The 15,191-nt window shown below is 41.8% G+C and carries 12 protein-coding genes; 8 read left to right on the top strand and 4 right to left on the bottom strand.

All coding sequences use genetic code 11. The features are described 5' to 3' along the window. Position 1 precedes the first annotated feature (1 nt). From ACFP56_RS04445 to ACFP56_RS04430, 4 genes are all read left to right on the top strand, one after another. Positions 2 to 1,105 carry a GerAB/ArcD/ProY family transporter gene (locus ACFP56_RS04445; RefSeq protein WP_379231533.1) on the top strand — a complete coding sequence of 368 codons (1,104 nt, stop codon included), beginning with the start codon at positions 2 to 4 and terminating at the stop codon, positions 1,103 to 1,105. Further along, positions 1,098 to 2,282, top strand: a complete 1,185-nt coding sequence (locus ACFP56_RS04440; protein WP_379231531.1) for a Ger(x)C family spore germination protein — start codon at positions 1,098 to 1,100, stop codon at positions 2,280 to 2,282. The genes ACFP56_RS04445 and ACFP56_RS04440 overlap by 8 nt, the downstream gene beginning before the upstream one ends. 148 nt (positions 2,283 to 2,430) lie before the next feature. Next, positions 2,431 to 3,216, top strand: coding sequence for an ion transporter (locus ACFP56_RS04435; protein ID WP_379231529.1), 786 nt, complete (start codon positions 2,431 to 2,433; stop codon positions 3,214 to 3,216). A 243-nt stretch (positions 3,217 to 3,459) separates the two neighbouring features. Beyond that, positions 3,460 to 5,265: a family 43 glycosylhydrolase gene (locus ACFP56_RS04430; RefSeq protein WP_379231526.1), complete on the top strand. Its 1,806-nt coding sequence runs from the start codon at positions 3,460 to 3,462 to the stop codon at positions 5,263 to 5,265. A 195-nt stretch (positions 5,266 to 5,460) separates the two neighbouring features. Here ACFP56_RS04430 and ACFP56_RS04425 read toward each other — a convergent pair whose 3' ends face one another. Together ACFP56_RS04425 and ACFP56_RS04420 are read right to left on the bottom strand one after the other, a co-directional pair. Then, positions 5,461 to 5,985 (bottom strand): winged helix-turn-helix transcriptional regulator, encoded by a 525-nt coding sequence (locus tag ACFP56_RS04425; protein ID WP_379231788.1) that lies wholly within the window; start codon positions 5,983 to 5,985, stop codon positions 5,461 to 5,463. Between the two features lie 35 nt (positions 5,986 to 6,020). Then, complete coding sequence (locus tag ACFP56_RS04420) at positions 6,021 to 6,383, bottom strand: VOC family protein (protein ID WP_379231524.1); 363 nt, start codon at positions 6,381 to 6,383, stop codon at positions 6,021 to 6,023. A gap of 462 nt (positions 6,384 to 6,845) precedes the next feature. Between ACFP56_RS04420 and ACFP56_RS04415 the strand changes: the two genes are divergently transcribed. After that, positions 6,846 to 8,471 carry a response regulator transcription factor gene (locus ACFP56_RS04415; protein ID WP_379231522.1) on the top strand — a complete coding sequence of 542 codons (1,626 nt, stop codon included), beginning with the start codon at positions 6,846 to 6,848 and terminating at the stop codon, positions 8,469 to 8,471. A gap of 108 nt (positions 8,472 to 8,579) precedes the next feature. On the opposite strand, the gene ACFP56_RS04410 is transcribed toward ACFP56_RS04415, so the two are convergent. Next, entirely contained in the window at positions 8,580 to 9,608 is a 1,029-nt protein-coding gene (locus ACFP56_RS04410) for a Gfo/Idh/MocA family protein (protein WP_379231520.1), read from the bottom strand. Beyond that, entirely contained in the window at positions 9,605 to 10,507 is a 903-nt protein-coding gene (locus ACFP56_RS04405; protein WP_379231518.1) for a sugar phosphate isomerase/epimerase family protein, read from the bottom strand. Before ACFP56_RS04405 ends, ACFP56_RS04410 begins: the two co-directional genes overlap by 4 nt. A 122-nt stretch (positions 10,508 to 10,629) precedes the next feature. Here ACFP56_RS04405 and ACFP56_RS04400 point away from each other — a divergent pair, with 122 nt between their 5' ends. From ACFP56_RS04400 to ACFP56_RS04390, 3 genes are all read left to right on the top strand, one after another. Then, positions 10,630 to 11,520 (top strand): AraC family transcriptional regulator, encoded by an 891-nt coding sequence (locus tag ACFP56_RS04400; RefSeq protein ID WP_379231516.1) that lies wholly within the window; start codon positions 10,630 to 10,632, stop codon positions 11,518 to 11,520. A 99-nt stretch (positions 11,521 to 11,619) separates the two neighbouring features. Beyond that, positions 11,620 to 13,248, top strand: coding sequence for an extracellular solute-binding protein (locus tag ACFP56_RS04395; protein ID WP_379231786.1), 1,629 nt, complete (start codon positions 11,620 to 11,622; stop codon positions 13,246 to 13,248). Between the two features lie 29 nt (positions 13,249 to 13,277). Then, positions 13,278 to 15,023, top strand: a complete 1,746-nt coding sequence (locus ACFP56_RS04390; RefSeq protein WP_379231514.1) for a sensor histidine kinase — start codon at positions 13,278 to 13,280, stop codon at positions 15,021 to 15,023. Positions 15,024 to 15,191: the final 168 nt, after the last annotated feature.

The raw sequence follows: 15,191 nt of genomic DNA, 5'->3' as shown, positions 1-15,191 counted from the left end.
AATGTTTACCCGTACGGATGATAAGCTAACGACCACTCAGACGTCTATTTTTTTAACAGATTCTCTGCTGGGTGCAGGCATACTAACTATGCCTCGATCTGTTGTAATTGCAACAGGGACTCCGGATGCGTGGATTTCTATTTTGCTTGGGGGATTCATTGTCATATTGCTTGCTCTAGTCATGGTCAAGCTAAGTCAGCAGTTTCCTAACCTAACCGTATTTCAATATGCAGGTAAAATAATCGGTAAACCGCTAGCGTTTGTACTTAACCTCCTGCTAATTGTTTACTTTATTGTGATAGCAGGCTATGAGATGCGAGTGCTGGCTGAAGTCACGATGTTCTTTTTACTGGAAGGCACACCGAGATGGATCATTATCATGCCTTTTATTTGGATTAGCGGTTACTTGCTGACTGGCGGCATTAATGCCATTGCTCGCTTATTTCAGCTTATATTTCCAATTAGTTTGTTCGTGCTCATCGTCTCCTTTCTACTGAGTATGAGAATTTTTCAACTGGACAATCTTCGACCATTTTTAGGAGATGGTTTGCTTCCTGTAATGGAAGGATTAAAATCAACCGTTCTTGTTTTTGCAGGCTTTGAAGTGTTAATGTTTCTAGTCGCTCATATGCAGCATCCCGAAAGAGCAGTTAAGGCAATGGTGGCGGGATTCGGCATTCCCCTTGTTTTATATTTCGTTACCGTTATCGTTGTCATTGGAGGCATGTCGATGGAGGCAGTGATGCTAAGTACATGGCCAACGATTGATTTGCTGCGCAGCTTTGAAGTGGCGGGATTGTTTTTTGAACGATTGGAGTTTCCATTTCTGGTTATTTGGATGATGCAATTGTTTTGCAATTTCACTTGCTATTACTATAGCGCTTCATTAGGTATATCTCAGCTGCTCAAGTTTAAGCAGCATATGGTTTCATTTGGCTTGATGCCAATCATCTACATCTCAGGGGTTATGCCTCAGCGAATTAATGATGTATTTTCAGTTGGTGAATACGTTGGATGGGTGGGGTTAATATTGTTTTTTTTAATTCCTCTGCCGCTTTCTATCGTATGGCTAATTCGGACAAAAGGATTGAAGCAACATGTCTAAACCAATATTTGCTACCCTATTGATACTGGGAATACTTATGCTGTCAGGATGCTGGAGCAGCAAAGAAATCGAGGAGAGAAGTGTATTTGTCGGTATAGCTGTTGATTTGGCCAAAGAAACGAAAGCTGAAACGCGCCTCGAGGAACAAGGCGGCATAACCGCTGTTCAGCCTTTAATTACAGCAACGATTCAGTTCGTGCCGTTGAAATCCGTTTCAGGACCACAGCAAGATGAAGATAACGGTATGAAAAAGTATTTGAATGTTTCAGAAACAGGAGATTCTGTATTTGAGATTATTCGTCAATACTCCGCACGCCGCGATCGTGCGGTGATAGGTCATCATTTAAAGGTATTTATCATATCACAGGCGCTAGCTGAACAAATCGAGGTCGGCAAGGTGCTTGATTTTATGCTGCGTGATAATGATATTCGCCCAAGCTGCTTTGTGTTTTTGTCAAGAAGTGATGCTGATGAAGCATTAAACAGCAGTCAGCCTGACGAAATACCATCTTTTTCTCTAAGGGACATGGTACGCAACAAATTCAGGAATAATCAAATAATGAATGAAGTTACCTTTACAAATATTGATCAGTATTTGTACTCCCGACAAAGCTTTATTTTACAAAATATAGCGGCATACGATGGCGAAAGCGAATTTGCGGGTGCAGGCATAATTAAAGGTTCAACTGGAAAATGGATTGGCAATTTGTCACAGGATGAGGTAGGCAGTATTTCGTGGATTCAAGGCAATAGCAGCGGTGGGTTACTTAAAAGCAAAAATGACAGAAATGAGACCATAATATATGAAATCAAGACGTCGAAAAGCAAAATTACGCCAAAAGTTGAAGGAGAGCACATTACTTTTCATGTCGATATTTCTTCCGAAGGTAGGCTGACCGAAAACTGGGACCGTGAGATAGATGCCTCTAGTATTGTTTTTCTGAAAGAAGCAGAGGATATATTTGAAGAGACGCTGGAGAACATGCTTCAAGGTCTTATTCAAAAGCTGCAAAACGAATTTCAAGTCGATGTAGCTGGCTTCGGGAGACGGCTAAGCATAACCCATCCCAAGGTTTGGAAAAAGGTTAAGGAGGATTGGGATGAGGTGTTTAGTCGGTCAACAGTTGATTTTACGGTTAAATTGAAAATTACCGATTACGGTTCTTCTAAAGAATAGCAGTCATTATGAAAAAAGCTGAAATCCAAGACACATTTTTCAACTTGGATTTTAGCTTTTTTTCTTTTTTAGTAGATAAGCTGAAACGAAGAAGCCAAAAACACGTATGGTAAATGGATAAGTAAGGAGATAGAAAAGAGGAATGTTGATGCGTGAAGCGTTTAAGAAATTGGTCGAGCATTCGTATTTTCACATGATCATTACGAGTATTATTTTCTTGAATGGCGTAGTTGTTGTTGCTGAAACGTATACCCCCGGCAATTCGTGGCTACTAGTGATTGAAAAGATCATTCTTGTCATTTTTGTGCTGGAAATCATGATTAAGATGGTTGGTTTTGGTTTCAAACGGTTTTTCTCTAATGGGTGGAATTGTTTTGATTTTTTAATAGTAGCTAGTAGTTTAGCATTTTTGGCTACTCCTTTTGTCAGTGCGTTGCGTTTGGTTAGGGTGTTGAGACTTTTTCGAATGATTCCAGCCATTCCATCATTGCGTAAAATTATTGACTCGTTGCTTCGATCATTGCCGGCACTAACTGGAGTACTTGGACTGACACTACTTATTTTCTCCATCTATGCAATTATCGGGACAACGTTTTTTAACGACGTCCTTCCATATGAGTTTTTTGGCAGTTTTCATCAGTCTTTATTTACCTTGTTGCAGGTTGTAACATTTGAGTCATGGGCTAGTCAGGTAGCAAGACCAGTTATGGCTGAACTGCCTTGGTCATGGATCTATTTTGTATCATTTATTATTGTTGGGGCTCTTGTAATTTTGAATTTAGTTGTAGCAGTCATATTGAGCTATCTCGGTCAAGAGGATGATACAGACAGGGATGAGCGTGTTGATCGTATTTTACAAGAGAATCGTGAGCTGAAGCAGGATCTGCAAGAAATAAAACAGCTGCTCTTGGAGCAGAAGAAGCACTCGAGCTAGCGTGTTGTTTCACGACAGGAGACGTGCACATAGGTAAACAATTGAATATAAGGAAACGGTATTTTTATGAAGAAAGACATGAAGCTGAATGGATAATGTGCTCATGTCTTTTTTACGTACTTGCTTAACGAGAATATTGTGTTCACACATATGATAGTTTAGTATAATAGTTAAGTGGTTTATGTAGATATAAATTCATGTAATAGGCTTAGCTGCTACAAAGATGATATGGGAGGAATGATCATGTCAGAAGAGTATTATGGATATTTATTAGCTCATTTTATCGGTGAACAGCCTGATGGGGAACAAGTCTATTTTGCATACAGCGAGAACGGCTTGCACTGGAAGGATCTAAACAATGGTCAGCCGATACTACTCTCAGGCCTAGGAGAGAAGGGGGTGCGTGATCCGTTTATTATTCGTTCTCCACTAGACAACAGCTTCTACATCATTGCTACTGATCTTCGTATTGCAAACGGGAAAGGCTGGGGAACTGCGGTAAATGAAGGCAGCCGCGATATTATCATCTGGAAATCTGAGGATTTGGTGAACTGGTCAGAGCCTTGGGCGGTAACGGTCGGCATAGAAGGAGCGGGCTGCGTATGGGCGCCGGAATCGATCTATGATGAGCAAGCGCAAAACTTCCTAGTATTTTGGGCATCAGCTACAAGGGACTTTGATCACGAGGAGCGCAAGCAAAAAATATATTGTTCCCGCACGAATGATTTCCGTACCTTTAGTGAGCCAGAGCTATATATTGAGCGGGATAATCACATTATTGATACGACGATTATTGAACACGCGGGATATTATTATCGCTTGTCCAAGGATGAAACGACGAAAAATATTACCCTTGAAAAAGGAGCTTCCTTGGATATGGAGGCATTCGCACCTGTGTCAGCTCCATCTCTAGAGGCTATCTATGGCGTAGAAGGTCCGCAAATTTTCAAGCTGAATGATCGTGAGGAATGGTGCTTAATTATAGACCGCTTTGCTGAAGGCAAAGGCTACCTGCCCCTGCTGACTTCTAATTTGGACTCTGGAGAATTTCGGATTGTTGAGGATGGAGCCTTCGACTTAGGCACGACTAAGAAGCGTCACGGCAGTGTCATTCAAATTACTAGAGAAGAATGTAACCGCTTGCTTGCCGCTTATGGCGATGGCCATCAGGTATTACCAGGCCAATTCGCAGATCCTGATCTAGCGAAATTCGGCGATCGTTACTATCTGTATCCGACAACAGATGGTTTCTCCGGCTGGTCAGGCACGCAATTCCACGTGTTTTCCTCTTCAGATATGAAGATCTGGCAGGACGAAGGAATAATTGTCGATCTGGAATCTCCCGAGGTTCCTTGGGCAGTTGGCAGCGCTTGGGCACCCGCGATTGCTGAAAAAAATGGAAAATACTATTTTTATTTTTGCGGTAAATTAAAAAGTGGCGAAAGCGCAATCGGTGCAGCAGTTGCCGATTCGCCAACAGGACCATTTACTGCTATGCCTGAGCCTCTTATTACGATGGAGCAAATGAAGCGATTGTCCATTAAAATGGGTCAGACGATCGATCCAGCCATCTATACAGAAGAAGATGGGACCTCTTACATGCTGTTCGGCAATGGAGATGGAGCGATCGTACAGCTTGGCGAGGATATGGTGAGCGTGGTAGAGGAGACGATGGCTAATCTCGAAGGCTTACATCACTTTAGAGAAGCAGTTACTGTGTTGAAGCGGGACGGCTTGTATCACTTTACGTGGTCCTGCGATGACACGGGCAGTGAGGATTATCATGTTAATTATGGCACATCTGAACATCTGTATGGCCCTGTCACATTTCATTATACGATACTATCGAAAAATGCGGACAAAGGCATGCTTGGTACAGGACATCATTCAATGATGAAGGAGCCTGGCACTGACCAATATTGGATGGCCTATCATCGCTTCGTGACGCCGCTAACTCGTTTCCGAGATGGCAAAGGCTTTCATCGCGAGGTATGTATTGATCCGATTACGTTTGGCTCAGATGGATTAATGGAGCCAGTGAAGCTATAAATAGTGTAAACATTGTTTGCAAGATGAAAAAAGACACTCAACGCTCTATCTTAGTAGAACGTTTGGTGTCTTTTTCATAAGGATAGATTTATTAAGCCCATAGCAACTGAGTTATTGCAATTATTGCTTAAAGAAACGGACTTTAAGAAGTTAGAGGAGAGGCTGACCAAGTTAATATCGCCGAAGTCTAAGCTACTATAGAATTGAAGCCAAATTTTGAGCGAGCTGATGTACAGAAGGCTTGCTGCTTAGCTGAAGCTGATATAAAAATGTAGGCCGTGGTTGTTCCTCGAGGAGCTTGTTAATCGCTCCCAGATCATGAAGCTCGCCTAATCGAGTAGAAAGCATGCGTGGCGTTACTAGCTGCAAGGCGTGCCGTATGTCCTGAAAACGTTCATGCTCGTAATGCAAAGCAAGCAGAACTGGCATATTCCATGCTTTTGCTGACAACCTGCCGAATCCAAGCTTTTCCTCTGTATGCTGAAGTGCTTTTGCCGCTTCCTTATATAGCAATCCTTTCTCGGTAAGCACATACTCAGGCAAGGCGGGGTGACGTCGTTCATAAGGGGACAGATGCTGTAGCAGTCCATTTTCCTCCATGCGTTTCAAATTATCGCTTAGTCGAGCGGGAGCAATTTGAAGCTGATGCTGCATCGGGGTAAATCGACCACGGCAGCTTTCTAAAGCTAGCAAAATAGGGATGGTCCATTGTCCCGACAGTTCCTGAGTGAGTCGTAATGTAAGCTGTTCTGTACTCAGAGGGGTGTCAGTTCCTCAGATAGCATCAAACTGTGACCGTCAGGATCGATGAATGTTGCTAGCTTTACCATCTCAGGCACAGTTTCTGTTTCCCCAATAAATGTTACACCTTTTTGTTCTAAAGCCTTTCTCGAAGCTTCGATGTCGTACACCTCAAAAACAGTAGAGGATGTAGAAGGAACAACCTCTTGAGCCTCAGAAAACCCAATAATGCAATGTTCAGTCGTGGTGCCAACCATAGCCATCCCAGATTCGGAATCGTGGAAAAGTAATGAGAAACCTAGCTTGTCTTGATAAAATTCAAGACTTTCCTGTAAATTTTTCACACTGTACCATACAGTTACCCCTGGCTTAAACATAAAACACCTCCATTAAGTTATACCGAAAGTATACCAAGTATATTTTCGGTAGTAAATAAAAAAATAGAAACTTTTGGATTTTTCTTATTGCGCTTAAGAGCTCATTTAACTTATGATTTAATTAGATTAATAAAAGTAGTATTCGATTATATAATTTGTTAATCTAATGTTGGAACCTAATAGATGAAAGATAGCAAAGAAGAGATGAGAAGCAAAGGAAGCTTATTTATTGATTTTTTATGAAAAAAACATAAAAGTTAATAAGAAAGTAAAGAGATGCCAATATAAATAAAAAAATGCATATTGCATTATGCTTATTAATTTATGATAATAACAAAATATATGAAAAATAACTGTATGTATCTATATATATGTAAGCGCTTTCCAATATTGAGTTTATTTTGATCGCCATATGTCATGTATGCATAGCCATTGCAGATAGAGCAAAAGGAGTCGTTTGTAATGTACAGACTGTTAATAGTAGATGACGAAGAGATCATTACGCAAACATTGTATGAGGTTTTTAATCAGTCCATGCAAGAGGAATTGGATGTATACAAAGCTTTTTCAGCGAAGGAAGCTCTGGATTGGATGTCTCGCACAAGAATAGATATTGTATTGTCAGATATCCGTATGCCAGGAATGAGTGGACTTGAGCTAATGGAGAAGATACACACGTATTGGCCGAGATGCAGAGTCGTATTTCTAACGGGCTACAGTGAGTTCGAGTATGCCTATCAGGCGTTGCAAAAAGCGAATGTAAAGTATCTACTAAAAACAGAAGGCTATAACAAGGTAATGCAAACAATTCAAGAGGTCATCGATGAAATTAAATACGATCACCAAATCAATCATCTGCTCAAGCAATCGGTCGAGCAGAAGGACGCGTTAGTCTCAATTGCTCAGGGAGAGTATTTTAGACAGGTTATTCTCGATGGCTATGACGAGACCGTTGAACGCTCGCTTGAAATGCTCGAGCATGAATTTAAACATTTCGATATTAACCTTCGTGCTGATGAAAGGGTTCTGATTGTTCTCGGTCGTTTTGCCTATACGACTGATTTGTCCTATCTTCAAAAAGTGGATAATCTGTCATTAGTTCGGCAAATATGGGATTCATTTATGTCTGATCAAATTAATAGTACAGCTGTTATTGATAAACATGGCGATTTAATATGGTTTCTACAACCCTCTATGCAAGCAGGGCAAATGCTAGGTGGTCGGATCACGACTTATGTTGAGGGGACGCTTGAGCTTATCCAACAAGCCTGTCAAGCCACGCTTGGAGTCGACCTCTCTTTTACGATGAGTGGAAAACCGTGCAACTGGGAACAGGTATCCAGCCAGTATGAAGCTTTGCGCCAGCTCCAGAGAATGCATATTAGTGAAGGCATTCCGGTTATTCAAGTTGCTCATTCCCTTACTCTTTCATGTTCATCCAGCTCAGAAGGATTCAGGATTGGGCCAAAGGTGGAAATGATGACTCTTCATCTTGAAGCAGGGCGCATTAAAGAGTTTATGGAATCATTTGAAGAAATTGAGTCTTATACGTTAAACCATAATGATTCCGCTCTTCGTTCTATGGAAGTATACTACAGCCTTTCATTAATGATGCTGTCATATATGAACCGATATCAATTGAATGAACAGCTAACGGATATGAACAAATTAATGCGTTTAGACGCCCACGCTTCAATGAAGGAGGGCTTTAGATATATACGAATGATTGCTGAAAAAATTTTTTCTAACAAGCATTCGGATGATCGAGATCGAGCCTCATCTGTTATTGATAAAATTTGTAACTATATCCATGAGCATCTAAGTGAAGATTTATCTTTAGTTAGGCTTGCGGAGGTCCATTATTTTAATCCTTCTTATTTATCACGATTATTCAAGCAGGAGAAAGGCGTTAAGCTGTCAGAATATATTGATGAATGCAGGCTTAGAAGAGCAAAAGAGCTGTTAGGAAACGCAGATTTGAAAATACGTGAAGTTGCCCTTCAGGTGGGATATGAAGCAGCACACTCCTTTACAAGATTTTTCAAAAAAGCAACAGGTATGACACCGCAGGAGTACCGAGATCTGTGATGCTTATCGAAGCAGTATAATCCTGAATAGTCCATTATAAATGCCAAAAGCCATCCCTTGTGCTTGTTTTCCAAGAGGATGGCTTTAGATGCATTGTAAATGCTGCTGTTATAAAAATGTGCGAATATCAATTTTTTGGCCTAACTTGGCACTTTCGAGAGCTGCAAGCACCATCGCCATGCTGTAAATATTGTCTCCACTATAGGTTTCAGGCTGTGTACCTTGCCCTAGCGAATCAAACATATGCTCAAGGCAACCATGATGAAAGGTTAATTGCATTGAAATAGGCTCGGAAGCAGCACGCTCATGTTCATACAGGAACTTTCCAGCTTGCGGCTCCGGTTTGACGATTTCGGCATATGGTTCACCATGACCATCCCAGATAGCAGTTCCTTGGTCGCCTACAATGCGCCACGATGCTTCCCATGACGTTGGAGCTCCTTCGGCACACCATGAGCCTCGGTAATCAAACACAGAACCGTCAGCCATCTCGAAGATGCATAATGCCATGGCATTCCCTTGATACCAGGACCCCTTCGGATTGAATTCATGGCAGTATACCGATATTGGATTAGCACCGATTAGATATCTTGCTTGATCGAATGTATGAATCGCCATATCGAGCAGCAACGGACTTTCCATCGCGTCTCGGAAACCGCCAAAATGCGGCGCTAAAAAGAAATCGGCACTTGTAAAACCGACTGTGCCTATCGTTTGCTTTTCAATCATTTGTCGAAGCGAACGAATTCTTGGATCGAATCTTCGATTTTGCATGATGGCATGTGTTCGTCCTGTTTCTTTAGCAAGCTGGACAAGCTCCAAGCATTGCTCAAGCGATTCCGCAAGCGGCTTTTCACTGAATACGTCGCAGCCAAGCTTCATCGCAGTAGAGGCAATCCCATAGTGGCTTGCAGGAATTGTAATGTCAAATACAAGATTTGCTCCTGTAGCATGGATGGCTTCTGACAAATCAGTAAAAATAGGGCATGCCAGCTGCTTTTGCGTTGCAAATCGAGCGGCTGCATCAGGATTAATATCGACCAGGCCGACGATGCGTGTATCGCTTCTTGTTAAGGCGTAGTCAGCCCACACATGCGCCATACTGCCGCAACCAGCAATAATTACGTTATAGCTCATAATGATGCCCCCTCTACAGGGTTAGCAATAAATTGGCCGCCGCGGCAAGTTTTTAAATAGTTGAGTGCATGCACCTGTCCCGTCATTTCTAGTTCGCCCTTATAAACGGGGTCGTGCCAGCCTTCAATGTCAATGGCTCCTTGGTAGCCATGTTGACGCAAAATCGTAATAATGTCGCTCCAATTGCTGTCGCCAAAGCCTGGCGTACGATGCCAGACAAAGTTTTTAGGTCCATGAATACCATATTCCTTCACGATGTCCCAAGCGATCGTTGCATCCTTGCCGTGCACATGAAAAACTTTATCAACCCATTTTCTAAGCTGAGGAATAGGGTCAATCAAGCTGACCATTTGATGACAAGGCTCCCATTCAAGACCGATGTTGTCGGCGGGCACAGCGTTGAACATCATTTCCCACGCAGTAGGATTATGGGCAATATTCCAGTCTCCGCGATCCCATGTTCCGCCCATATCGCAATTTTCAAACGCTAAGCGCACGCCTTTGTCAGCTGCCCGCTCAGCCAGGTCGCCAAATACCTCCTTGAAAACGGGAATGGATTCATCAATGGGACGGTTAGGAATTCGCCCAGTAAAGCCGGATACGATATCTGTACCAAACAATGGAGCGTGCTCGATTAAGCGCTTCCAGCTTGCTAAAGTATCGGAGCTGTCGCCTTCACCAGTCAGCGGGTTTCCAAAAACGCTTATAGCTGAGATCGTGAATTGATGTTCGTCTGCCAACGCACGAACTTGCTTAGCCAGTTCCTTTAAGTCTGTTTGCCCTGTCGATTGCCAAAACGTTAAATTGAACGATTCAAATCCATGACCGACAATTTGCGGAATAATAGAAGTTGCAGTATTGCCGCCTACTAATGTACCAATTGTGATCTCGTGTTTCATTATTGTTATCACTCCAATATTGTCATATAGTATTGCTAGCAACTCTATTATAGATAAGACGTTTTAAGGTTGCTCTATCTGAAATTGGCGGAACTTTCTCTAATATTGTGGAGGTATGACGCATGAGCTATCGAAAAGAACTGTGGGAGGATACGCACATGTCCCAGCGTGCTTATCCGATTCAACTTTTTCAAAATCGACCAACGAATAAAAAAATAGGCGACTGTATTTTATATTTGCACTGGCATGCCCATTTGGAATTAATTATCGTCAAGTCAGGCCAAGCCTTATTTTATATCGACAGCCAGCCAATAGAGGCAAGAACGGGAGATGTGCTTTTAGTTCCAGGAGGTAGTCTGCATGTCGGCTATTCTCAAAGCGAAGAAAAGGTTGAAATTGACTGTATCGTGTTTAACCCCGCTTTGTTCCAGGAATGGATGGATGACTCCATCCATGTTCAGCTGCTCTCCATGTATTTGGAGGGGAAAAATCATTTTCCATATTTAGTTTCTAAGGAACCTTATTTTTCAGTCGAGTTGCAGGAGGAATTGAAAAGGGTCACAGATGAATTGTTAAAAAAAGAAGCCGGCTATCAATTGATCGTTAAAGCTAAGCTATATGCTTGGCTAGTACAGCTGGCTCGCAACCATAAGCAGCCCTCAAAGGCTCAAGAGCCCTATTTTGCCAATCGAGATCGATTCAAGCAGCTTATTAAATGGGTCAAGCTTCATTATGCAGAGAAACCAACTGTTAAACAGGCTGCAGCGATGGTTGGCCTTGATCCTTATTATTTTTGCAAACAATTCAAGAAGCTGACAGGTAGAACTTTTATCGAATATGTAAATATTTGCCGTTTAACAGAGGCAGAGAGAATGCTAAAGTATAGTGAAGAAACGATAAGTGAGATTGCGAGCAGCATAGGCTGTGAAAATGCAGCATATTTTACTAAGCTTTACAAGCAGTATATGGGCATGACGCCTTCAGATGCGAGAAAAGGTAAGCACAGCTCATAGCTGGTAGGTAAATACGTTAATGTGAAGTGGGGGAGAAGCTTGCGAAATTCTATTAAGTCTAAAATACGTATTTTGTCTTTTGTTATAATTGGAATTTTTATGCTATCTGCTTATATTAGCTACCGAACGAGTATTGACCGCGATGAGCTTGATCAAGAGAAAAACTTCCATGATGAAATTTTGTATGATGAGATAGGGTTAAGTAAGTATGATCCTCCGATAAACGTTTCCTTTGTACGTGACATCGGTACGGACTTTAACGATTTGCTTAGTAGTCTCCCAGGAGAAACGCTGGAGGACAATAGATGGTCTCGCTTATACCAACAAGTACTTGGCATTCAGATCGATTATGATTGGACTGCTAATGGAGATTTCTATCGACAGAAGCTTAACTTCGCCATCTCATCAGGACAACTTCCAGATATTATTAAAGTGTCCTCAGAACAATTAAGGCTGTTAAGCAATGCAGGGTTAATTCAAGAGCTGACAGATGTGTATGAGAAGTATGCCACGCCATTTACGAAAGATATTCTTAATCAAGAAGGCAGTGGTCCCTTCGATGCTGCAACAATTGGCGGCAAATTGATGGGAATACCTGAATCGAATTCTTCGATTGAAGGTGCGATGTATATATGGATTCGTACCGATTGGCTCGATCGGCTGGGATTACAGCCACCTAAAACGATGAATGATGTATTGGAAATTTCGAGAGCGTTTACATTGCGGGATCCAGACCAAAACGGGAAGGATGATACGTTTGGATTAGCGCTAACGAATTATTTATGGGATCCTACCATGGGAGTCAAGGGCTTCATGGCTGGATACAACGCATTTCCTGAAATATGGATTGAAAATGAAGCGGGCGAGCTGGTTTTTGGAGGGGTTCAGCCAGAAGTTAAAGATGCCCTCCAGGCTTTGCGGCAGATGTATCAGAACGGGGAAATTGATCCCGAGTTCTCCTTTATGAATGGCAATAAAGTGAAGGAACGCATCGCAAACGGCAAAATCGGCATGGTATATGGCGAGCAGTGGGCTTCTTTTTTAGTACAAAGCAGTCGTACTAGTGATCCAGATGTGGACTGGCAGGCCTTCCCTATTGTATCTGTAAGTGATGAGCCAGCCAAAGTACCATTAAAATTCAATACGTGGCAATTTTTTGCTGTGCGTAAGGATTTTCAACACCCGGAAGCTATCGTGAAACTAATAAACTTGCATTTGGAAAAGAATTGGGGCAAGACAGCCGAGTACGAAACGTATTACAGCACACCTTTTGCTGCATGGCAGCTGTCTCCTGTTACGCCATTCCCCGCCAGAAAGAATATAGACGCTTATCGTCAACTGGAGGCTGCTCGTTATACTGGAGATTGGAGCGAGCTTGATTCTGAAGCAAGAATGATAAAAAAGTTGATTGATACGTATCATGCAGGTGGAGCTAATATGTCCTCGGGATGGGGCTGGGAAAAAACCTACGGTCCAGATGGCGCATTTTCCATATTGGTACAATATGAGGAAAATGATCAGCTGCTATATGAAAAATTTACAGGCGTTCCAACAGAAACGATGATTGAAGCGCAGAAGATACTCCATGATCTTCAGCATGAAGCTTACATTAATATTATTCTAGGAAATCCTATTGACGAGTTTGATCGTTTTGTTGATAGGTGGAAAAAATTAGGAGGAGATCGCATTACACAGGAAGTGAATGACTGGTATTCTCAAAATCGGTAAGGATTATAAGTATTGCGGAGGAATCGGCCTTGATCAAATTCCCAGTAACTTCATTACGAAATACGATATTTTTTCGGCTGTTGATTACGTATGTTCTAGTTATTTTTCCGATTATTTTATTAGGCTTTTATTTATATTATTGGAGCTATAATAATGCAAGTGAAGATATATCAAGGGCTACAGTAACTCAGCTTAATTATTACCTGGAAGACTTGAATCGAGAAATCGAGTGGATGGAGCTGCAGCAGCATGATTTGCTTGAGGACAATGAACTGAACAAGCTTGGCGTGACATGGGAATTGATGAGTAGTGTGGAGCAGCGTGAAAGTCTTACGTACTTGCTGCATCGTCTTACCTCTTTTAAGAATAGCAGCTCATATATCCAAGATATCAAAATTCATATCGATGCGATTGGAAAGACGATTTCAGCTCAAAACGCTGTGGTTGATTTGGATCGGCAACACTATGAAAAGCTGTCATCGAGTATGTCGAAATACCGAGAACGGCTAACCTACCTTAACTCTTCCTTGCATCTTATCGCTGCAAAGTATGGAGGGAAGAAAGGACAAGCACCGTTATACATTATTCAAATTAATCTCGATTCGAATAAGCTGAGTGATTCCTTGCAGCAAATCAGTCTCTATGATAATAGTGGAGCATTTTTATTTTCAGATACGACAGGCTTTCGAGTAATGAACCATGAGTATGCCAAGCCTATTATGCAAAGCTATCTTATGCAAACTAAAGAAGCGCGCAACAGCACTTCGCTGCTTAACAATAGTGGAACAATGTATCATATCGACAGCGTGTACTCTCCAAAATTAAAGCTGACGATTGTAACGTATTTGCCTGAGGAAACGGTAAAACGCCCCCTGCATTTTTTCTATCAGTGGGCGTGGCTATTTGCTTTAGCCTGCCTCATCGCCATTATCGTCGTAACTTATTTTACGTATCGCTTTATTCATAAGCCCTTGCTGCTGCTCGTTCAAAGCTTCAGACGAATGGAGGAGGGGGAGCTGGATATTCCGATCGACCATGACAACCGGGATGAGTTTGGCTTCCTGTACACAAGATTCAACCAGATGCTAGTGAAGCTGAAAATGCTAATTGATCAGGATTATAAGCAAAAAATGATGATGCAGCGCTCAGAATTAAAACAGCTCCAGTCGCAAATCAATCCGCATTTTTTGTATAACAGCTTCTTCATATTAAATTCTTTGGCCAAGGTTTCGGATGTGGACCGAATTGAGCAATTTACAGTAATGCTGGGGGAATATTTTAGATTTATAACACGTAATGGCGATGATCTTGTAACGTTACATGAGGAGACGAAGCATTCTCGTGTATATACGGAAATTCAGCAGCTGAGATTTTCACGCCGATTACACGTCCAATTTGACGAGCTTCCGGAAGCGTGTGCTTCTATAAAGGTTCCTCGACTTATTATCCAGCCCATTATCGAAAATGCATATGAGCATAGCTTGGAGAAAAAAAGCGAAAATGGACTGCTTGTCGTATCTTTTGACAAACAAGAACAGGGCATAACGATCATGATTGAGGATAACGGTGAGCATTTATCAAATGAGAAATTGGAAGAGCTGCAGCAAAGCTTAGAGAAAGTCAATGAAATGAGAGAAATGACAGGAATGATCAATATTCACCGACGTCTTCAATTGACGTTTGGTGAAGGCAGCGGCTTGAAACTTGAAAGGAGCGTAATGGGTGGTCTCAAAGTAACGATTTGTATTCATCTGAATGAAAACGATCAGGGATAAGCAACATGTCAGGCCGTATAAGAACGGACAGGATAGGCGCACTAGCTGAAATGGCTACGTGCGCTTTTTATATTTGAACCTATAAGTTGAGGGGCAATTCTCTTCAGTTTGACGGGTTGTTGTGACAGCACAGAAGCATTACCCTATTACGTATACTTGTATAATCGG

It is taken from the genome of Paenibacillus septentrionalis (assembly GCF_042659865.1).
Taxonomy (GTDB): domain Bacteria; phylum Bacillota; class Bacilli; order Paenibacillales; family Paenibacillaceae; genus Pristimantibacillus; species Pristimantibacillus septentrionalis.
This window is presented reverse-complemented; position numbering and strand designations above follow the sequence as displayed.